Genomic DNA, 20,413 nt, shown 5'->3' on the forward strand with positions numbered 1-20,413 from the left:
TGTCAACACTGCATTCTTTCCCAAGGACAAGCATGGTATGATGAACCTATTGAACATCATCTCATTTTAAGGAGCGCGATCCCCATGTCCACATCCGTATGGTTAAACTTGCCCATGCACAATATTCAGACCTCCGCAGCCTTTTACACCCAGCTTGGCTTCGACACCACCGACATGACGGATAAAATCAAGCTCGTTGTCGGCCGCGAGAGACTCATCGTCATGCTATTCCCGGAGCCGGTGTTCCGCTCCTTCACAGGTGGCGCGGCGATTGCCAATACAAGCAGCAGCGCGGAAGTACTGATCTCGCTCGGCATGGAAAGCAAAGCTGCGGTCGACGCCCTGATCGCCAAAGCGGAGAGCGCCGGCGCGACTATCCTTGGTAAACCGCACGATCAAGGCTGGATGTACGGCGCGGCGTTCGCCGACCCGGACGGCCACCGTTGGAATCTGCTTTATATGGCGGAGCAATAGCGATCTCGCCTATTATGTTGTAAAGCCGCCATTGCGCTTAATCTGGCTGCATGGAGATTAGATATCGGCAACCTGGAAAAATGCAATTCCAGCCAAATAGAAGTGGCTAGCCCCCCTTATTTCCTCACATTCCGGCCGGATCGGTCAAATAAGGGTGGTAAACCCCTCTTATTCTGCGCCGACAGCTCGAAAACGTGCAGATTCACCCCCAATAGAGGTGGTTTACCCCTCCTATATTCTCCTCAATCAGGCTGAATCGGGCAAATAAGAGTGGTTTAACCCTCTTAAATTAAATGAGATTACAGATTCACGTGAACTTCAGATCCCTATTGTTTTTCCCGAACTCAAACAAGCCATGAAATCTTGCGAATTGCGAATAGACGAGCCTGATCGAGGAAATCAAATCATTCTATGGGGGCGGAAATAATATGAACCATCAAAAGAAATTATTGATACTCGTTACAAGATGTTATCCAAATCTTATGCATCAACACCCAATCCAGAGAAATATTAACATTACCCCTTAAATTGTTATATTGTTCCTATTTTGGAAGGTGCTCGACTAAATAGCTGTAAGTCTGGAGTTGCATACCCAACGTTAACGCTAAGACCTCCTGCAAAGTCAGAATGTAGTGATCTGCCCATTCATAAGCTTCCCGAGTAGAGTCGAAAATTTTTATTTGCTTCCTTGTAACGCTCATTAATACATTCACTGGCCATTCGGATACCTCCGTAACATCCATGAATTGATCTTAAATATATTGCATATGGGACAATCGACGCAAAATAACACCGCCCCGTACTTCATCATCATCATTCCGTTCAGCATCAATAAATCGAGTCGACCCGCATGCATTAATTCATTTATTTGCCGCTCGTATATTTCAAATATTCACCGCCCCATTCGAAAAGCGAGTTCAAGCTTGGCTGCAGCTTTTGGCCAAGTTCGCTTAGCGAGTACTCCACCTTGGGCGGGATTTGAGCATATTCCTTTCGAATGATTAAGCCCGACAGCTCTAATGCCTTTAACTGCTTCGCAAGGGTTGCATGTGTCAAGTTATCCAGTTTGCGCTGAAGCTCATTAAACCGAAGCGTCTCCTCGCCCAAAAAATACATGATAAGCAAAGCCCATTTTCCCGCCAGCAGCTTCTGAACCGTGAAAAATGGACAGCCTTGAATACTCATGTTCTTCTCCATCCTATCATCCATATTGGCACCTTCTTATAGTATCTTTTTGTATACCTACGATACTAAAATATCGTACTTGCTCTAAATTGCGTGTGATATTTATAATACCATAGACCGAGACAATTTATCTTTGACTAAAATAAGCAGAATGGCTTGCTCGCGAAAAAACATAAAATTGGAGGAAACAATGATGAAATTATTGGTCACCGGAGCAACGGGAAATCTTGGAGCATTCGTCGTAGAAGAATTACTGAAGCTCGTACCTGCTGAGCAAGTCGCCGTTAGCGTACGCGATCCGAAGAAGGCGGAGCATCTTCGTGCACGCGGTATCGATGTCCGCACCGCAGACTTCAATGACTACGACTCTTTAGTAACGGCTTTCACTGGTATTGATCGTCTGCTTATGATCTCGACGGACGACTTGATCAACCGGGTCAGTCAGCAGACGGCAGTCGTCAAAGCGGCAAATGAAGCGAATGTCGGCTTTATTGCGTACACAAGTGCGCCAAATGCGTCCAACAGCAAATTGACGCTTGCCGAAAGCCACAAGAAGACGGAGGAAGCGATCCAGCAATCGGGTATTCCGTATGTCATACTGCGCAATAACTGGTATTTGGAAAATGAAATGGCCACATTCCAGACAGTTCTGAACGGCGGACAATGGGTGATCGCTTCGGGAGAAGGTAAGACGGGTTGGGCAACTCGCCGCGACTATGCCGAAGCGGCGGCTAAGGTGCTTGCCGGACATGGGCGCGAGAACGTCGTTTACGAATTGACGGGCAAGCTGTTAACGCAAGAGGAATTGTCGGCGATATTCGCGTCGTCTATGGGTCGGACTGTGCAGGTTCAATATGTCGATCCAGCGGCATATCGCAATATACTGAGTCAAGCAGGACTGCCACAACCGGTTGCCGATATGTTGGCTGCTATGCAAAGCCAGATCGGTGCAGGAGCCCTGGAAGTGGAAAGCAACGATTTGGAGCAACTGTTAGGCCATCAGCCTACTCCGCTAGAAGAAGCGATCCGTTCCTTGCTTGCGTAATGATTCACTTGCCGTTACTAACTGCAGCGTTAAGCCACGCCAAAAAACCTCTAAGCCATCTAATGGCCTAGAGGTTTTTGGTTTCCAGCTTTGCCAACTACGACTCCTGCTCGCCCTTATTCACGACTGCAGAAGTGCTGCACACGGAGGCTGCCGCGTCTTCGAACTCTTCTGCGTTGCTGGACGCCAGCTTATCGCCGTATTGGTCAAGTCGGCCCGGATTCGAGGATGGGCCATCATTGTCAGGTTTGCTGTTTCTTCCCGCCATGGTGGTCACCTCATCCTTTATTCGTTATTGTCATTGGTTTTGTTTTTGTCATTTGCGGTTTTCTTCGTTGTGTTCTTAGCGCCTTGGCCTTGTTGTTGTGCCATGTCGTTCTCCCCCCTTTGCAATAGCCTAGGGGTTATTGTGTCTATCGCAGGCCGAAAGCATGCGACCCTGCACATGGTTTATTCTTCTTCCTCCGTCCGGTCCGGCAGCTGTGACACGTAACTGTCGGATAGCTGCAGCAGCCCCAGCGCCCGGTTGAATTCATCCTCGGTCGCCGACTGATGCGACTCGCTGTTTCCTGCGAGCGTGAGGACGCTGCCGTCCTCGAAGCCTTTGCCGGACATAAACAATTCTTCGTTGTTCACAAAGGAACCTGTCGGCAAATAGTAGCGCTGCGGCAGGAGGTTGTAGGCGGTCTGATTGAACAGGTCCTGGCCAAAATGCACGTAGTTGGACAGCGAGACGCCAAGCAGATTCGCCACTGTCGGCATCGTGTCCACTTGGCCGCCGAGCTGCATCTGTACCGCGGGATGATCGATGCCGCCGCCGGCGATCATCAGCGGTACGTTGATCAAATCTTTTTCCGCGTAATCATGCCCCAGAATTTCCTTCATCAGGGCCTTATCTTCATCCTTCAAAGAGAATAGCGGCAAACCGCGGTGGTCACCATAAACGACGACGAGGCTGTTGTCCCACAGCCCTCTCGCCTTCAAATCCTGAATAAAGAGGCCCAGCGCGTAATCCGCATAATTTTCCGCCCGGATGTAGTCCCCCACAAACGTGTTTTCATAGCGATCCGGCAGCGTCATATGATACTTGGACGCCGGAATCGTGAACGGATTGTGCGAGCTCATCGAAATAATGTGGGCGTAGAATGGCTGCCCTTGATCCTGATAGCTTTGCAACTCCTCGGCCGTTTTCCGGTAAAGCACTTCATCGGACGCTCCGTAAAAGAACGCATCTTCATCTTTAAAGAACGCTTTGTCATAGTACTTGTCGAAGCCAACGGCTTTGTATAAATCGTCGCGATTCCAGAACGTTACGGTATTCGTGTTAAAATTCATCGTCGTATAGCCTTGGTCTTCCAACAGCTTCGGCAGGCTCGGGAGATCTTTCTTCGCATAAACCTGGGAAGCAGGACCGTTCGGCGGCACGTAGTAAGACGTGTTCGTCAGGAACTCGGCGTCGGAGGTGTTCCCTTGCCCGATTTGTTGGTAGAACCGCGGGAAATAATAGCTGGATGCCGCCAGCCGATTCAAGTTCGGCGTCACTTCTGTGCCGTCAACGGTAAGATGAATTAAGAAATTTTGAAATGATTCCATTTGAATGATGATTAAGTTTTTCCCTTGAGCTGACCCGAATAATTGCGGAGCGGTGACGGCCGATTTATTTTTGAGCTCATCGATCACGGGTTGCGAGATGGCGTTCGCGCTGATGACTTCTTCTTTTTTCCGGTCGACGAGGTTGTAGATTTCATAATTCAAAATGCCCATCTTCTCGGCCTTCACGTTCTCGTTCAAGGCGCCGCGGTTCGGAAGCACACTCAGCGTACATAGGACAATGGAGGCCAGCGCAACACGCCTTACAATTTTGAAGGAAATCGGCGTTGTGACGACCCTTCGGAAGCGCGGGGCTTTATTTTTGAAGCGCAGCAGAACACCTACCAGGACAATGTCGGCAAACATTAGGAAATAGGACGGCTCGATGACGGAGAAAATACTCTTTTTCACGGCGCCTACCTGTTTGGCCTGCCCCAGCACATGGTACGTTGCAATGACGCCGAAGTGCTTATAATAAATAACAAGTGCAAAGAACAGCAGGGTAATCAGGAAATCGACGATGAGGTACCAGAGCATCTTCCTCTTTTTCGCCAAATATTCCACAAGGGTGTAGGCAATTAGAATAAACGGCACTTCCGTCAGCAAAATGCGCAGCGAAGGTCCGGTTTCAAAAAGGATCGTCCAAGCGACAGAAACTTTGATCATCATACAGGCCGAAAATAAAAATAATCGGTTCCTGAACAATGAAGCCATACCTCTCCACTCCTTTCGCAAGCAATGAAACTAATACATAATTATAGCAAGCGAAGCCGTATCTGGGTATACGTAAAGGGAGGATAAACAAGCGGTTGCCGCCAAATCTTCATGATGTTGACAAAAATGGCGATGAAACAGCTTTAGCCCTCCGAAGGGGGATGGCTTTTGGGTATGAGCTTACTTTTTCAGTTGCTGAATCGTTGACGCTATCCCCTCCTCAAAAGGCGTTGCTGCAATCGGGCCAATCTCTTGCGTATATTTATGTGTGCTCAGCTTAAGCGGCTCCTTGGTTAGATAAAGCATCTCAACGACTTCCTTCATAACCGGAATGAACAGCCCTAGAATCGAAAGGGAGATGGAGCCCAAGGCAAAAACAGGCTTCCGTTTTCCGCTAGCTGCGCGGGCGATGCGGACAAGCTCTTTGCCAGCGATTACGCCGCCGCCCGGAATGTTCCATTCCTGCCCGTACGAAGCGTCCCGCAGTGCGATCTCAACGATCATGCTGGCCGCATCGGGCAGGTAGACGTATTCGCGCGGAACCTGCATCGTGCCTATAAAAAAGGCCGGCTTGCCCGCAGCAATCGCCTGCAGTGTTGAGCCCAGGTAAGAGGCCTCGTTGGCCGAAGGTCCGTAGTAGTCAGGCAGCCGCACAATGAGAGAACGCGCCCGGGGCCAGCGACCGCGATCCAGCACCATCTCCCCAAAGCGGAGCCGGACGCGGCCTTTGCGGGTATGTGGCTGCTTCGGGTGCTCCTCAGTCACAAGGTCAGTCTGCCTGCGGCCATACGGATAGATGCCGTCCACGACGACAACCTTAAGGCCGAGGCGATCAGCAGCCTCCATAACGGCCTCGCCTAGCGGAAGGAGCCTTTCCGCCATTTCATGATAGGGGACATTCGCACAATGAAACAGCACTTCCGCATCAGTGGCTGCAGCTGCGATGTCGTCTGCTTTAAACGCATCGCCGATGGATAGTGTCAAATGCGCGGGCTGGCCAAGTCTTGCTGCCAGTTGTTCAAGCTTGCCGCGCGAGCGGCAAAGCGATGACCGGGATGCCCCGCTCGATCAGTTCCTCCGTAATCGCAGCACCAGTTCCGCCGGTTGCTCCTAGTACAATTGCTTTTTTCATGGGTATACGCCTCCGTTTCATAGTTCAAACCAGCACCGTGTGGTTGTCATGAGAAAACATATTCATCTGTTATTGATCAATCACTAANNTTAGTGATTGATCAATAACTATTTTGTATTGGACCTTCTTTTTCAAGCAAAACCAACTTGGAGTCCCCGCTCCACTTCAAGCGTTCCAGACAGCCCCTCGCGAGGCTAGCCCTCCATAAGTTCCGGCAGGTCCAGCGCCATTGCAATATTGCACAGCATGCCGCGCGCGAGAAACAGCAGCGTCCGTTCCGTCGCATGAGGAACTCCGATTTTATGAAAAGCTTCCAGCACAATCCCTCTCACTTCCCTGAAACCGGCTTGCATGGCCTCGCGAATCGGCTTCTCCATCATCGTCTGCGCCTGCATCTGGAGCAGTGTCTCTGATCGGTAATCGGCTAAAATATCTTCGTAGGCCTCGACCAACTCTCGCTCCAGCCGGTCGTCCGCCACTGTGTCCGTCACTTGCCGGAACGATGAAGCAATTCGCACCCAAGACATTTCCAACGCCGCCAACAGCAAGGCTTCCTTGGTTTCAAAGAAGCGGAAGACGTACGGCTGAGAGATGCCCGCTCGCTTGGCAACCATTGCGGTCGTTGCCCGGTAGTACCCCGTTTCTGCGAATACCTCGATCGCAGCCATAATAATTTCCGTCCGTCGATTGACGGACGACGCCTCGCTTTTTGCCATGAGAACCTTACCTCCACGTTATAATAAGTGATCAATCAATTAACTCAGTGTAACAAGATTATAGTCCTTCCTGCAACTCTTTACGCTCAGTGCCATGTGCCCGGATGCTTACGTATGACGTCTATGAAAGCAAACAGCGCCAAAATCGAGCGCGTCGAAACTGACATTAAGGCGCTGGTGCAAGTCATTGAAGATATTGGCGAAGCAACGCAAAAAGTCGCCGCGTCCACGGAGTCGCTGAACGAGACGGCGCGGCGTGTGCAGCCGAGCTTAACACACGCCCAGAATCCAACCTTCGCACCGCTGCGCAATCGCTTTCTCCGCTGCGGTCAAAGTATCCGCCGCGAAGTAGCGCACCAGCGTGCCGTTGCCGTCCCGCTCGCGAAGCCACGCGGCGATGACGTAGGCGTCCTGCGCATCGCGCGGCCAGTCGCGGGGAAAATCGTCCGCGTGCTTGTACCGCTGGTACAGCAGCGCAGGGTACACCTCCGCCAGCACGCTGGTGTCGGCGGGTGGGCGCCAGCCGTCAAACGGCCAGATGTGCAGGCCGCTTCCGGCTTCGGTGCGCAGCGCGTGAATCCAGGGCAGCCCCGCATGCGTCGAATAGGAGACGGCGCCGGTGAGCTGCTCGAAGTTCCAGGCACTTTTGGCGGAAGCTGTGTAGGTTTCGGTGATCCGCAGTTCGGCCCCATTTTTGTAAGGGGGCGCCTGCTCCCGACAGGCCCGCACCGACTGCTCACGGGTCGGCCAGAGCGCTACAAAATGCGATAGAAAGTCGTCCCAATCCCGCAATCCTTGTTCTCCAAAATACGAATAAGGAAAAGACAGGTTATGATCGATGCCGATTATAACCTGTTCCTTTTTTACGGCCAGCTGTGTGTGAAGGTATGTGTAAACTTCTTGTCGTGACCAACTGAACGATCGCGCCGAGCCTCCAGGCGGCGACATGCGCTGTACATGGCCTTCACGGTCGATTTCAACGACTTGAATCCCGACCGTTCGCTCGTGCGGCTCTCCGCGCCCGGCGTAATCGATCCCGATATAGCGTTCCCAGTTCATTAGCCAACCTCTCCCTGCACAAATTGATGGCGATGCAAGCCTGCGTAGAACCCATTCCGCTTCAGCAGTTCGTCGTGCGACCCCCGCTCTGTAATTTGCCCGTCCTGAATGACCAGTATCTCATCTGCCTCACGAATCGTACTCAGCCTGTGCGCGATGACGAAACTCGTTCGGCCTTGCATCAGCGTTCGCATCGCTTCCTGGATATGAAGCTCTGTCCGTGTATCCACGCTGCTCGTCGCCTCATCCAGAATGAGAATCGCCGGATCGGCCAGCACCGCACGCGCGATGGTTAACAATTGCCGCTGACCCTGGCTCAGGTTGCCGCCCTCGGCGCTTAAATACGTATCGTAGCCGCTGGGCAGCTTGCGGATAAAGCTATCCGCATTGGCGAGCCAAGCCGCCTTCTCTACCTCCTGATCCGTCGCGTTCAGCCGCCCGTAGCGAATGTTATCGCGGATCGTTCCGGAGAACACATACGCGTCCTGCAGAACCAGTCCGATGTGCCGCCTCAGCGCCGACTTGTTCATCGTCTGAATCTCCTCGCCGTCAATCAGGATGCGCCCGGACTGGATGTCATAGAATCGCGTCAGCAAATTGATAATCGTCGTTTTCCCCGCACCCGTCGGGCCGACCAGCGCAATCGTTTGGCCGGGCTTCGCCTGAAGCGACACGTTTTTGAGCACCGCTACGTCCGAGGTGTACCCGAAGTTGACCCGGTCGAAGACCACTTCGCCCCGGATGGCCGGTGCCGCAGCGCTTTCCTTCTCACCGAGCGTCTCCGGCTCCAGATCTAGCACTTCAAACACACGCTCCGCCCCCGCAACGGCAGATTGAAACAGATTGTACTGGTTGGCGAGCTGGTTAATCGGCTGACTGAATTGGTTGGCGTAGTTTAGAAAACTGACGATAATGCCAATCGTAATCACTTCATGATAGGCGAAAATCCCCCCGAACACGGCGATCACCACGAAACTCAAGTTGCGCATCGCATTCATCAGCGGACCCATCGAGCCCGAGAGGCTTTGAGCCTTGATGCCAATGGTTCGCAGCTTTTCATTCATCTCGCGAAATTGCTCGACCGACTTGGCTTCCCTCCCGAACACTTTGACTACCTTAAGGCCTGAAATGTTCTCCTGCACAAAGCCGTTCACGTCTCCCAACTGCTTCTGCTGGGTTGAGAAATATTGACGCGTGTATTTAGTAATCTTTTTCGTCAAAAAGGCGATAATCGGTACCGTTAAAATCGTAACCAGCGTCATCCAGAGGCTTAAGCTCAACATCATCGCTAAGCTGCCGACCAGCATCAGCACGCTGGAGATGATCTGCACGACCGTCTGATTGAGCGTGTTGGAGACGTTGGTGATATCGTTGGTCGCCCGACTCATTAGCTCACCATGGCGCTGCTGATCAAAGAATTGGATCGGCAGCCGCTGGTACTGCTGGAACAAGTCCTCGCGCATCTCCCGCACGGTGTGCTGGGATAAGCTTGAGGCTACATACTGCTGAATCCACGTGAACATAGCGCCCAGCACGTACACGCCGAAAAGCAGCCAGCCCATCCGCAGGAGTCCGTTCAGGCGGTGCGGCATAATGTGGTTGTCGATAATTTTGCCGATCAGATAGGGGCCTAGCAGCGATAAACCGGACGTTAGCGCCGTGCACACGATCACAATTACAAGCGCCTGCCGCTGCTGCTTCAGATAGCCCCAGATTCGCAGCAGCGTCTCTTTGGTGTTTTTGGACCTTACCTTCGGCACGGCCCCGTGATGCGGCCCTTGCCCTGGACGGAAGCCCATCTGTTCGAAATGCGCCTGCGCTTTATTCGCCTGTGGCGGACTGGATCGATGGTCGGTGGACATACGGCGCCTCCTCTCTGCCATATTGCGAGCGATAAATGTCTTGATACACAGCGCAGGATGCAAGCAGCTCTTCATGCGTGCCGCTGCCGGCGATGACACCCTCATCGAGGACGATAATCTTCTGCGCGGCCATCACCGATGATATCCGCTGTGCGATCAAGAAGGTGATGCTGTCTCGCGTCAGCGCGCTCAGCGCCGTTCGAAGCCGCTGCTCGGTAGCCAGATCGAGCGCGCTTGTACTGTCGTCCATGATCAATATGGATGGCTTCACGAGCAGTGCCCGCGCGATGGAAATCCGCTGCTTTTGCCCGCCGGATAGATTGACGCCCTTCTGCCCGAGCAGCGTATGATAGCCCTCCGGCAGCTTCGCGATGAAGTCGTGGGCCTGCGCAGCCGCTGCGGCCGCCTCAATCTCTTCCTGCGTCGCGTCCGGCTTGCCGAAGGCGATGTTGTCGCGGATCGTGCCCGTAAACAGGAACGACTCCTGCATAATCATGCCGATGCTGCTTCGAAGTGCAGCAAGCGGCAGCTCGCGAAGATCCCGGCCATCGATGGCGATGGAGCCGGAGGTGACATCATACAGCCTCGGCAGCAGCTGCACGAGCGTGGATTTGCCGGACCCGGTCGCCCCGATCAGCGCGACGGTTTCCCCGCGCCTGGCTTCCAGGCAGATGTCGCGCAGCACCAGGCTTCGGTCATCCTGCGAGCCCGCATAGGCGAACGCGACGTTCTGGAACTTCACGTGCTCCGCCGGAATCGCGGTCGCGTTCTCGACGGCCATGCCTTCGCTGGCGATCCGCGGCTTCGTCAAGAGCACTTCCTGAATGCGCCGTGCGGACACATTCGCCTGTGACACGTTCATGAGCAGCCCGCTCACCATGAGCAGCGACGACAGGACCTGCACAACGTAATTCACAAACGCGACCAGATCCCCGACCTGAACAGAGCTGTCCCATACCAGATTGCCGCCATAGAGCAAAATAACGACCAGGCACGCGTTCATGATCAGCGTCACGATCGGCGAGTTCAGCGCGATGAACCGCGCCGCTTTGATCGAGATGTGCGTGTATTCGCGGTTCACCTCGCGGAAGCGCTTCGTTTCGTAATCCGAGCGAACGAATGCTTTGACGACCCGAATACCCGCCAAATTTTCCTGAATCCGCGTATTTACCGCATCCAGCTTCGCTTGTACACCGGCAAACAGCGGCGAGGAGTACCGGATCAGCACCGCCAACACGGCAATTAAGACGATGAGCGTTCCCAGCAAAATCAGCCCCAGCTTCACATTCATCAGCAGCGCCATGACGACACTCCCGATCAGCAAGCTCGGTGACCGGACAAGGCCCTGAAGCATAATCTGCATCAGATTCTGCACTTGGACAACGTCGTTTGTCATACGAGTAATGAGCGATCCCGTTTGGAACTTATCCATGTTCTCGAAAGAGAACGTTTGAATTTTGGTGAAAAGCGCCTCACGAATGTCGGCACCCAAATTCTGAGAAGCCCGGCTCGCAAACAAATTGCAGCCCACGCCTGTAATCAGCGAAAGCAGCGTCACCGCGAACATCGCGATCCCCGTGCGTTCAATGACGCTGTAGTCCCGCAGCACCACCCCGAAGTTCACGATATGAGCGGCTAGCCTCGGCTGGAGCAGATCAAAGAACACTTCGAAAATCATAAAAAGCGGGCCCAGCACAACGAATTTCCAGTAAGGCTTGATATAAGCACGTAATCCCCACACGGCTACTCGCGTCCTTCCTTTTCCTCAGCTTGCTCTTCTGCCTCCTCAAGCTCACGGATTTCAAAATGCTTCGTAAACTGGTCGATGACCGTCTCGATTGCTTTCAGTTCCCCTAGGAGCATGGGACGGATCTCTTGAAAATCCGTGGATTCAAGCTGCTGCCTAAGTGTCGTCCGACTCACGTTCAGCCGCTCCAGAAATTCCAACGCCCGCCCTCGGCGGAACGTCTGTGCCCCGTGATGATGACGCCCTTTATGGCCGCCGCCCCGCTCCCGATGCTTGTCGCCTTTCATATGGCCTTCAAATTCTCTCATGCACACGCTCTCCTCCTTGCATACGTTTGTATACAATGACTGTATACATTTGTATGCAAAGTGTCAACAAAAATTACAGTGCTGCCTAGCATAGAGGTTCGTCAACGGATACCATTCACACGAACTGGAAAACCTCCCGTTCCTTTCACCGAGACCGCTCCCCGGAGTCGCCCGGAATAGTCCAAAGTGCCGATACATACAAAAAGCGTCCCTATCCACTGGGATAGAGACGCTTTCGCAGCTTACGTTTACCTCGGGCCTAACGTCGAATCAATGAGCGACAACAGCAGCTCGGCATCCATTCGATCATACGCAGCAGCGCCGCCCGGCTGAAGCAAAACGCCTGTAATCGCGTCCAAGCCAATAGGGTAGGCGCCTGGGAAATAGGCCTCTCTGACGGCCGCTCTTACTTGCTCCTCGGACTGATTGTCCTCAATCCGGAACGCCGTCAAATAGTCGGAAGTGTGCCCCTGACTATCCTTGAGCCGAATACCGATGTACGCAGCGCCGCTCGGAATCACCAACCCGCGTGGTACAGCAAAGGTCGTCTCTGCATCTGTCGGCACTTCACCGATATTGTCTACAAAATGCTCCTCGCTATCGAGAAAATCGATCTGGTAGCTGCTATACCCTGCTGTACTCGTTGCCGACTGCCAGGTCAGAAGACCGTGCAGAAGATTCCCCTGCGCTTCCATATCCACAAAATGCACGCAACCCGCCGTACTTGTCGCACCGTTCAGCGTCTTGATCGGGAACAAGACCGGTTCGCTTTCATAGGTGTCTTCCCCATCCACTCCGTAAGAATAGAGCGCAAACTTGGCTGCGCCGCAAGGAATGGGCTGGTTAGCATTTAAATCATACGTTTGCTGGGAATGAGAATCCGGTACGTCGATTCTGCCGATGGCTTGCAGTTTCGTCCCTGCCGCATCGGCAAAATAAAGATTGTAGCCCTGAATCTGGCTGTGATTCGCGGGCACTGAGAAGTTAATTTGGCCGGAAATGGTGCCCGGCACCAGTGAATACGTGTAATCCTGAAGAATAGCCGGTGCCGGCAGACTGCCTGGATAATCAACATCCAGATCGACATCACCCAGTCGATTATCGATAACGTAAACCGTCGGATAAGAGTTGATCTCCTCCCCGCTGCTGTTGACGCTGCCGATTAGGATCGCGATCGTCTTTGCGGGGAGTGCATCAAAGGCATAACCGTACTTCCCCGCCGTACCTATCCCCGTTTCCTGCTTCGCTACACTGTCCCAATAGCTCCACAAATTCTCACCCTTGACCCAGTAAAAAAGCTTGTACCCTGCCAGAGAAGCTTCATCCGACGCACCCGACCAAGTCACGACAGCCTGAATGCCCCCGCCATTCGGATCCGTGTCCAGAAATTTGAAGGCCTTCGCGCTGTGCCGCCCATAATTCCAAATCGGAGAGGTTCGCGTCGCGATGACATTCCCGCTCTCATTCAATAGCGCGATTCCGATCCGAGTGGCGCCTGAAGGAATTGCCGTTGCCGACACGTCAGTGGAATAAGTATTCGTATTGTTGCTCGTATACATCGTCGCGATCAGCGAACCTACCTGCCCGTTCTGGGCATCCAGAAATTGCAGCTGCATTTCGGAATGCAGCGGAATCGGACCGTAGGTTGACCAGGAGACGGTGCCTTGAAACTGAGTTGCATCCTGCGAATAATTGTTGGGGTTGAGAAAGTCAATCCCCATGGCGGCATCGTCGCCGACAAGCGTAAACGTATAGTCGAGGGTCTGCCCCGCTGTCAATGTGACGATGATCGGTTGACTTGGTGTATGCCCACTGGCCGATGCGGTTAATGTATACTCACCAACCGGCAAATTGGGAATAGTGGCTTTCCCCGAAGCATTCGTTCGCAAGGTAAGCGGAAAAGAAAGCGCCGACGATGTCAGCGTGACGCTGGAACTAGAAAGCTGGTACCCGTGCGAGCTGCTCACCATCACATTGACCGCAGCTCGACTGTTCGCAACTGAAGCCGAAGCGGCAGGCGCCAGCGCGGCGAACGTACCAAAAAGCATAATCAACAGCAGAAATACTGAATAATTGCCGAACCGTTTCATGATTTCCCTCCAAAAAATGGCTGATTACTCCCATCATATCATAGGACTTTAGACATAAATAGACGGATTTTTGCATAAATCGACACCAAAAAGACCCAAGCGCTTAAAACCGCTTGGGCCTCGATGACTTATTTCTCAGGCTGTTCCGCCCCCTGCATACACGCACACCCGGTTGCGCCCAGCCTGCTTCGCCGCGTACAGCGCCTGATCCGCCTTGTTCAGCAGCTGCGACAAGGTTTCTTCCGGCCCGTCCTCCGCTTCGGCGACACCGAGGCTGAGCGTCACCGGGATCTTGTCCTCGGTCGTCGTGAGCGGCTTGGAAGCGATGCAGGTCCGCAGGCGGTTCGCCACCGCCTCGCCCTCTTGCATTGTGCGCCCTTTCAGGGCAAGCACGAACTCCTCGCCGCCGTATCGGGCGAACAGTTCGCCGGCTTGCAGCTCCTGCTGGCATAGGTGCGCCACGTGCATAAGCACCTGGTCGCCGACATGGTGGCCGAAGGTGTCGTTGACTTTTTTGAAATAATCAACATCCATTAGCACGACCGTAAACGGCTCCCCGGCTTGTCTACTTTCTTCAAGCGTCATCGTGCCCTGCTGAAAGAACGCGCGGCGGTTCGGAGCCCCGGTCAATTCATCGTAATACGCGTGGTGTTCCAGCTGCCGCTGCAGCCTTTTTAACTCCGTAATGTCAGTAAAAATCAGCAGCAAGCCCTCGCCTTGATTCGCATGCTCCAGGGGCGTGATCCGTACCTGGTACATCGCGTCCGGCCGCCCCTCATTAGCAAGCTGCAATTCCAAGCTCTGCGCCTCCACCTTAAGCGGGAACGGAAACGGACTCCCGGCCAGCTTAGGCCACGTCTCGGCGAATTGCTGTCCCAGCTGCCTTTTGTGCAGGCGGGGCAGCATCCTCTGGCAGGCGCGATTAAACTCAATGATCCGGTTGAATTCATCGAGGACTAACACACCGTCATTGATGCTCTGGAAAATCGCATCCTTCGCGATCGGCATCAGCGTGAACAAGCGCGATGAGTTAATCGACCATACGTAGAGAAGCGAAGAAATCCAGAGCACCATCGGTACGGGGTCCACGCCGGGCGGCGTAAGCCCAACCAGATAGACAAACGCGGTGACAATCGGCACCAACTGCCCGAACATCAGCGCAATCAGCTGCGGGCGGTACGTCTTTGCCGTCTCCCGCCACTGGAAAATCACCAGCCAGAAGGCGACGAACATACTTCCGAACGTAAACACGCCGTGAATCATATACCAGACGCCGATCTCCTGATGAACGTAAGGCGCGCCCAGGATCGGGTCGATTTCGAATACGCGGTAATGCAGATGATGCCAGTCGTTGGTCGCGACCATACATAAACTAATCACAGGAATCGCCAGCAGCAAGATGACTCTTCTTCTTGTCACAGGGAAGCCCAAATAACGCATGACAAACAGCAGGCCCAGCGGCGGTGAAAATGGCATGCCGATATACTGCACGGCGGTCCATAGTTTAAGCTCATGGATTGTCGTGGACAGCAAGCCGAGCGCCGAAGAAAAGCAGTAGACGGCGATACAGATCGTATAGACAAGAAACAGCTTTGCGATATTCGTGTATCGATGGCGTTTGATCAGCACGTAGAGGCAGAGATACAGGTTCAGTACGCCCGATGTACAAGCAAGTGTAATATAAGCGGTCAGTTCCGAATGCACGGCGGATTACCCTCTTTTGATTCAGCTGTTGGATACCTTTCATGTTAGCACAGATGAAATTAAATTTGCATGATTTGTTGCAGCGCCTCTCCACAAAGCAAAACGGCCCCCGTCCCCTAACTTCGGGGACGAGGGCCGCTTCATCGGCACAGCGATGTGACGGATTAGTTTACCGTTTGAAGTTCCCGGTTCAGACCGAGCGCCTGTGAGGTAGATGCATGAATCTGCTTGATCAGCTCCGGATTCTTTACGAGAGATTGGCCGTAGGAAGGAATCATTTCCTTGATTTTCGGCTCCCATTCCTTGATGTGAGAAGGGAAGCATTTGCTCATCAACTCGAGCATAACCGACACCGCCGTCGATGCGCCTGGAGAAGCGCCGAGCAGGGCTGCAATCGTGCCGTCCGCATTGCTGACGACCTCCGTACCGAATTGCAGCGTTCCTTTGCCGCCGGACTCCGTATCCTTGATGACTTGAACGCGCTGACCCGCAACGACCAGATCCCAGTCCTCGCTCTTCGCGTTCGGCACGAATTGACGCAGTTCTTCCATCCGTTTCTCTTTGGACAGCATCACTTGCTGGATCAAATACTTCGTTAGCGACATGTTCTTCGCGCCCGCGGCGAGCATTGTCGCTACGTTGTTCGGCTTCACGGAGCCGAGCAAGTCGAACATCGAGCCAGTCTTGAGGAACTTCGGCGAGAAGCCGGCGAACGGTCCGAAGAGCAGCGATCTCTTGTTGTCGATGTAACGCGTATCCAAATGCGGAACGGACATCGGCGGCGCGCCGACCGGCGCTTTGCCGTACACTTTGGCATTGTGCTGTTCCACGACCTCAGGGTTGTTGCATACCATAAAAATCCCGCTGACCGGGAAGCCACCGATATTCCGGCCTTCCGGAATGCCGGATTTCTGCAGCAGAGGCAAGCTGCCGCCGCCCCCGCCGATAAAGACGAATTTGGCTGTATGATATTCGGCCACACCGTTGTACAAATTGCGCACTTTTAACTGCCACAGGCCGTCTCTTGTGCGTTTAATGTTTTCAACGCTGTGCATGTAGTTGACTTTGACATCTTTCTCCACCAAGTAGTCAAACAAGAGTCGCGTTAAAGCGCCAAAGTTCACGTCCGTACCGGTGTCAATTTTGGTCGCCGCGATCGGTTCTTTCGACGTCCGGCCTTCCATAATGAGCGGAATCCATTTCATCAATTTCTTCGGATCATCGGAGAATTCCATGCCTTGGAACAGCGGATTGCTGGACATCGCCTCGAACCTTTTTTTGAGGAATTTCACATTGTTGTCCCCTTGGACCATGCTCATATGAGGCAGCGGCATGATGAATTCCTGCGGGTTCTCGATCAATTTCTTCTCAACGAGGTAGGACCAGAACTGTCTGGACACCTGGAATTGCTCATTAATTTTAATCGCCTTGCTTATGTCGACGGAACCGTCCGGTTTCTCTTCCGTGTAGTTCAGCTCGCACAGCGCTGCATGCCCTGTACCCGCATTGTTCCATTCATTGGAGCTTTCTTCCCCTGCGGTCGGGAGCTTCTCAAATACGGAGATTTTCCAATCCGGCACCAATTCTTTCAACAGCGATCCTAATGTCGCACTCATAACGCCGGCACCAATTAAGATAACGTCTGTATGGTTGTCTCTGCTGCTCATAGTTACCATCCTTACACTAATATTTGACCATGCTTTGCCGATCATCCGTTCATCGCGCCGATGGACAGATAAGATTACCTACTATTATATGATAGTTAAAACGTATTTGAAAGCCTGTAAATTTTAGTGAAGGTGCCTAGAAGCGGTTAAAAAGTGACAATCCGTTTACAGTTTCCGTTCTGTAGAAGACAACCGGCCCCACCATCCTGTCAAGGATACAAAAAACTCAATTAGGGAGCGCCCGCAGCGAGCATGACCCTCATTGAGTTTAATTGGTTATGGAGGGTTGTATGCCCAAGCTTAATTTGCCCCAAGAAAGCGGACAGCATCCAACGATGTTTTCCCAAAGATGAGCAGACCGCAGGCGTCGCCCTCTCATCCGCCAACCGTTGCCGTCACAATGACACCGTCCCGATTGTTGCCAGACAGCTCGTAGCGGCCGTTGGCCGGTACCGGTATGGAGGCGCTACCTGTGACCTCATAATAGGACACTTGATACGTTTTTTCGCCGATTTTCACAGCGTACGTCTTCTGCTCCTTCAGATAATCCAGGTACTCCTCCAGTGCCATGTTCTTCTCCTGCATCACAACACTGTGCGGCAAGCCGACATACCGAAAATGCCAAGGCTCAAACTGGATGCCGGTGACGGCCGTTTTATCTTTGGGATAGCGTAAAATAAAGCCATACGCCGCCGCATTGCGCGTCAGCCACTTGCCCTCCGGGGCTCGGCTCATTTCGCCCTGCGTCGAGCCAATATCGAGACCAAGGCCCAGATTATGTTCACTGTAGCCGGCGGGAAGCGCGTAATCGGAGCCCATCTCACGGTACAGCTTTTCCTGCTCATCGTTGTCCCGGTAGCCGCTGGTGATCATGAAATGGCGAACCCCTTCCTGTTCAGCCGCTCCAAGCATCGTCTGCAAGGGCCCCAGCACACTCTGCGACAAACGGATCGTATTATCGAGCAGACTGTAGCTGACAGCTTGATCCCGTTGTTGAGACAGCTTAACCACATCCGCCTTCTTGCCTGCCGCGCGGACAGGGTTCGTTTTATTAATGAGGACCAGATTCCCTTGGTTGACCTGTTCCTTCTTGACTTTAACGGTCTTGGTCGGGCCAAGGGAAGCCGGTTGATCCTCAGCTTGAAAGTCGACCGACAGCGACGGCTGCGCGGAGGACCGCCAATTCGAAGCTCCATAACCTAGAAGCCCTACAAGAATAAGCACCAAAAGCCACTTCTTCATCGTTCATTTCCTCCCTGAATTTCCTGCTATCAGGATAAGAAAAACGGTTTAAATCCGAAGTGGGTCAAATCTAAAATTTTTCTTAAAACGGCTGGGCGGCTACTGAGGCAGCCGCACCTCAAACTTCGTGCCAACGACACTGCTCTGCGCCGAGATCGTGCCGCCGTGCTGCTCGACGATGTTTTTCGCGATAAATAAACCGAGGCCAGTCCCCCCTTCCCGATGTGTCCGGGCCCGGTCGCCGGTATAAAACATCTCAAACACACGCGGCAGCTCCTCCTGCGGAATCACGTCCCCATAATTGATGATCTGCACCACAGCCTCGCCGGCTTCCACAAAGCAGCGAATATCGATAAATTGCCCGTCCTGTCCGTATCGGCAGGCATTGGTCAGCAGATTCTCAAACACACGCGCCAGCAGCTCCCCATCCGCCGCGATCTTCACTTGTGGCGCAAGCTCCGGGCGCACAATCAACCCGCTGCTCTCCATGATCGGATACAGCTCCTCTTGCAATTGCGCCAGCAGCTCACTGAGATCAAGGTCCCGCTTCTCTAGCTCCAGCCTGCCGTAATTCATCCGCGTGATCTCAAACAATTCGTCGATGAGCCGCTCCAGGCGCTTCGACTTGGTGAAAGCGATTGTCGTATAGTGCACAGCCTGCTCCCGCGTCAGCCCTTCGTCACGCAGCAGCAAATCGAGATAACCGAGCACCGACGTCAGCGGGGTGCGCAAATCGTGCGCCAGGTTCAGAACCAGCTGGTCCTTGCTGCTTTCGGCGAAATCACCCCGCTCCATCGCTTTCTGCAGCTTCTCGCCGGCCATATTGATGTCCGCTGCAATTGTTTGAAACTCATCGTTCGATTCCACATGGACGCGATGCCCGAAATCGCCTTGCGCCAACCGGTGAATGCCGGTCGATATTTCCCGGAAATAAGCGGCATACGGCTTCGTTAGAAAAAAGAAAAACACAATCGCAAGCGGAATGAACAGCAGCAGGAAAAAATTCAAGTCCCCGAATTCATAGATCGCCCTGCGCACCCGCGCCAGCGAATCTTCTCGGCGCACGCCCGCATAGTAAATCTGCAAGACTTTATAGAGCAGATAGACCAGCGTGCCGGACATCCCCATGCTCAGTCCGAGCAGCAGCAGCATTTTGAAACGGAAGCTTCGCAGTATGTTAGCCATTGAATGTGTAACCGACCCCCCAGACGGTTTTGATCCACTTCTGCTTGTCGTGTTCTTCCCCGAGCTTCTTGCGCAGTGTGCGAATATGCACCATCACCGTATTGCCGTTCTCATAGTAGACTTCTCCCCAGACCGCCTGAAAAAGATGCTCCGCACTAAACACCTTTTTCGGATGAGCGGCCAAAAGGTACAAAATATCGAACTCCTTCGGCGTCAGCTCGACCGGCCTGCCGTAGCGCATCACGCTGCGCTGCTCAGGGTCGATGATCAGACCGCCCGCTTCGATCACGGCTCTGGCGTCCGGCGCCGGCTGATTCAGCAATTGAGCCCGCCGCAGCTGGGCGTTCACCCGTGCAACCAATTCCATCGGGTTGAACGGCTTCGTCATATAATCGTCGGCGCCCAGCACGAGTCCCGTAATTTTATCGAGATCGGAAGCTTTCGCACTGAGGAAAATGATCGGCAGGTGGTGCCGCTCGCGAATTTGCCGAGTCACCTCATAGCCATCGAGCTGCGGCATCATAATGTCCAGAATCGCCAGGTCGATGGCATGCGTCTGTACCGCTTGCACCGCCTCCCGGCCATCCGCCGCCTTGATACAGCGATAGCCCTCCTTGCCCAAATGCAGCGCAATCAGATCGGCAATCTCCGGCTCATCGTCGGCAATTAAAATCGTCGTAGGCTTCATCACGA

16 protein-coding genes and 1 pseudogene are annotated in these 20,413 nt (G+C 53.3%); 2 read left to right on the forward strand and 15 right to left on the reverse strand.

Annotated elements, in window-relative coordinates:
- The first annotated feature begins 84 nt into the window (after nucleotides 1-84).
- On the forward strand, nucleotides 85-474 hold the full coding sequence (locus EJQ19_RS09740) for a VOC family protein (RefSeq protein ID WP_126141017.1): 390 nt from the start codon (nucleotides 85-87) through the stop codon (nucleotides 472-474).
- Between the two features lie 864 nt (nucleotides 475-1,338).
- On the opposite strand, the gene EJQ19_RS09745 is transcribed toward EJQ19_RS09740, so the two are convergent.
- Entirely contained in the window at nucleotides 1,339-1,659 is a 321-nt protein-coding gene (locus EJQ19_RS09745) for a winged helix-turn-helix transcriptional regulator (RefSeq protein ID WP_241242817.1), read from the reverse strand.
- A gap of 193 nt (nucleotides 1,660-1,852) precedes the next feature.
- On the opposite strand from EJQ19_RS09745, the gene EJQ19_RS09750 reads away from it, so the two are divergent.
- Complete coding sequence (locus tag EJQ19_RS09750; RefSeq protein WP_126141058.1) at nucleotides 1,853-2,704, forward strand: SDR family oxidoreductase; 852 nt, start codon at nucleotides 1,853-1,855, stop codon at nucleotides 2,702-2,704.
- 97 nt (nucleotides 2,705-2,801) lie between these two features.
- On the opposite strand, the gene EJQ19_RS31775 is transcribed toward EJQ19_RS09750, so the two are convergent.
- The 14 genes and pseudogenes from EJQ19_RS31775 to EJQ19_RS09815 form a co-directional block, all read right to left on the reverse strand.
- Nucleotides 2,802-2,972 (reverse strand): hypothetical protein, encoded by a 171-nt coding sequence (locus EJQ19_RS31775; RefSeq protein ID WP_164716433.1) that lies wholly within the window; start codon nucleotides 2,970-2,972, stop codon nucleotides 2,802-2,804.
- Between the two features lie 182 nt (nucleotides 2,973-3,154).
- Entirely contained in the window at nucleotides 3,155-5,008 is a 1,854-nt protein-coding gene (locus EJQ19_RS09755; protein ID WP_126141018.1) for an LTA synthase family protein, read from the reverse strand.
- A 180-nt stretch (nucleotides 5,009-5,188) separates the two neighbouring features.
- A pseudogene (locus EJQ19_RS09760) lies at nucleotides 5,189-6,140 on the reverse strand (NAD-dependent epimerase/dehydratase family protein).
- 194 nt (nucleotides 6,141-6,334) lie between these two features.
- Entirely contained in the window at nucleotides 6,335-6,856 is a 522-nt protein-coding gene (locus EJQ19_RS09765; protein ID WP_126141019.1) for a TetR/AcrR family transcriptional regulator, read from the reverse strand.
- A gap of 270 nt (nucleotides 6,857-7,126) precedes the next feature.
- On the reverse strand, nucleotides 7,127-7,915 hold the full coding sequence (locus EJQ19_RS09770; protein WP_126141020.1) for a hypothetical protein: 789 nt from the start codon (nucleotides 7,913-7,915) through the stop codon (nucleotides 7,127-7,129).
- Nucleotides 7,915-9,777, reverse strand: coding sequence for an ABC transporter ATP-binding protein (locus EJQ19_RS09775; RefSeq protein ID WP_126141021.1), 1,863 nt, complete (start codon nucleotides 9,775-9,777; stop codon nucleotides 7,915-7,917). The genes EJQ19_RS09770 and EJQ19_RS09775 overlap by 1 nt, the downstream gene beginning before the upstream one ends.
- Complete coding sequence (locus EJQ19_RS09780; protein ID WP_126141022.1) at nucleotides 9,737-11,518, reverse strand: ABC transporter ATP-binding protein; 1,782 nt, start codon at nucleotides 11,516-11,518, stop codon at nucleotides 9,737-9,739. Before EJQ19_RS09780 ends, EJQ19_RS09775 begins: the two co-directional genes overlap by 41 nt.
- A 2-nt stretch (nucleotides 11,519-11,520) precedes the next feature.
- On the reverse strand, nucleotides 11,521-11,832 hold the full coding sequence (locus tag EJQ19_RS09785; protein ID WP_241242818.1) for a hypothetical protein: 312 nt from the start codon (nucleotides 11,830-11,832) through the stop codon (nucleotides 11,521-11,523).
- Nucleotides 11,833-12,080: 248 nt separating this feature from the next.
- Entirely contained in the window at nucleotides 12,081-13,922 is a 1,842-nt protein-coding gene (locus EJQ19_RS09790; RefSeq protein WP_126141023.1) for a carboxypeptidase-like regulatory domain-containing protein, read from the reverse strand.
- Nucleotides 13,923-14,057: 135 nt separating this feature from the next.
- Nucleotides 14,058-15,626: a histidine kinase N-terminal 7TM domain-containing diguanylate cyclase gene (locus EJQ19_RS09795; protein WP_126141024.1), complete on the reverse strand. Its 1,569-nt coding sequence runs from the start codon at nucleotides 15,624-15,626 to the stop codon at nucleotides 14,058-14,060.
- Nucleotides 15,627-15,790: 164 nt separating this feature from the next.
- On the reverse strand, nucleotides 15,791-17,338 hold the full coding sequence (locus EJQ19_RS09800; RefSeq protein WP_126141025.1) for a malate:quinone oxidoreductase: 1,548 nt from the start codon (nucleotides 17,336-17,338) through the stop codon (nucleotides 15,791-15,793).
- A 330-nt stretch (nucleotides 17,339-17,668) separates the two neighbouring features.
- The gene (locus EJQ19_RS09805) at nucleotides 17,669-18,535 is read right to left on the reverse strand and encodes a M15 family metallopeptidase (RefSeq protein ID WP_126141026.1); all 867 of its coding nucleotides are present in this window, start codon (nucleotides 18,533-18,535) and stop codon (nucleotides 17,669-17,671) included.
- A 99-nt stretch (nucleotides 18,536-18,634) separates the two neighbouring features.
- Nucleotides 18,635-19,720 (reverse strand): HAMP domain-containing sensor histidine kinase, encoded by a 1,086-nt coding sequence (locus EJQ19_RS09810; protein WP_126141027.1) that lies wholly within the window; start codon nucleotides 19,718-19,720, stop codon nucleotides 18,635-18,637.
- Entirely contained in the window at nucleotides 19,713-20,408 is a 696-nt protein-coding gene (locus EJQ19_RS09815) for a response regulator transcription factor (RefSeq protein ID WP_126141028.1), read from the reverse strand. The genes EJQ19_RS09810 and EJQ19_RS09815 overlap by 8 nt, the downstream gene beginning before the upstream one ends.
- Nucleotides 20,409-20,413 lie beyond the last annotated feature (5 nt).

This window comes from Paenibacillus whitsoniae (assembly GCF_003955665.1).
Classification (GTDB): Bacteria; Bacillota; Bacilli; order Paenibacillales; family NBRC-103111; genus Paenibacillus_E; species Paenibacillus_E whitsoniae.

Bases quoted from the DNA above. Each gene is read 5' to 3' on its own strand.
- EJQ19_RS09740 (WP_126141017.1), top strand. From the start codon at position 85: ATGTCCACATCCGTATGGTTAAACTTGCCCATGCACAATATTCAGACC.
- EJQ19_RS09745 (WP_241242817.1), bottom strand. From the start codon at position 1,659: ATGAGTATTCAAGGCTGTCCATTTTTCACGGTTCAGAAGCTGCTGGCG.
- EJQ19_RS09750 (WP_126141058.1), top strand. From the start codon at position 1,853: ATGAAATTATTGGTCACCGGAGCAACGGGAAATCTTGGAGCATTCGTC.
- EJQ19_RS31775 (WP_164716433.1), bottom strand. From the start codon at position 2,972: ATGGCGGGAAGAAACAGCAAACCTGACAATGATGGCCCATCCTCGAAT.
- EJQ19_RS09755 (WP_126141018.1), bottom strand. From the start codon at position 5,008: ATGGCTTCATTGTTCAGGAACCGATTATTTTTATTTTCGGCCTGTATG.
- EJQ19_RS09765 (WP_126141019.1), bottom strand. From the start codon at position 6,856: ATGGCAAAAAGCGAGGCGTCGTCCGTCAATCGACGGACGGAAATTATT.
- EJQ19_RS09770 (WP_126141020.1), bottom strand. From the start codon at position 7,915: ATGAACTGGGAACGCTATATCGGGATCGATTACGCCGGGCGCGGAGAG.
- EJQ19_RS09775 (WP_126141021.1), bottom strand. From the start codon at position 9,777: ATGTCCACCGACCATCGATCCAGTCCGCCACAGGCGAATAAAGCGCAG.
- EJQ19_RS09785 (WP_241242818.1), bottom strand. From the start codon at position 11,832: ATGAGAGAATTTGAAGGCCATATGAAAGGCGACAAGCATCGGGAGCGG.
- EJQ19_RS09790 (WP_126141023.1), bottom strand. From the start codon at position 13,922: ATGAAACGGTTCGGCAATTATTCAGTATTTCTGCTGTTGATTATGCTT.
- EJQ19_RS09800 (WP_126141025.1), bottom strand. From the start codon at position 17,338: ATGATCGGCAAAGCATGGTCAAATATTAGTGTAAGGATGGTAACTATG.
- EJQ19_RS09805 (WP_126141026.1), bottom strand. From the start codon at position 18,535: ATGAAGAAGTGGCTTTTGGTGCTTATTCTTGTAGGGCTTCTAGGTTAT.
- EJQ19_RS09810 (WP_126141027.1), bottom strand. From the start codon at position 19,720: ATGGCTAACATACTGCGAAGCTTCCGTTTCAAAATGCTGCTGCTGCTC.
- EJQ19_RS09815 (WP_126141028.1), bottom strand. From the start codon at position 20,408: ATGAAGCCTACGACGATTTTAATTGCCGACGATGAGCCGGAGATTGCC.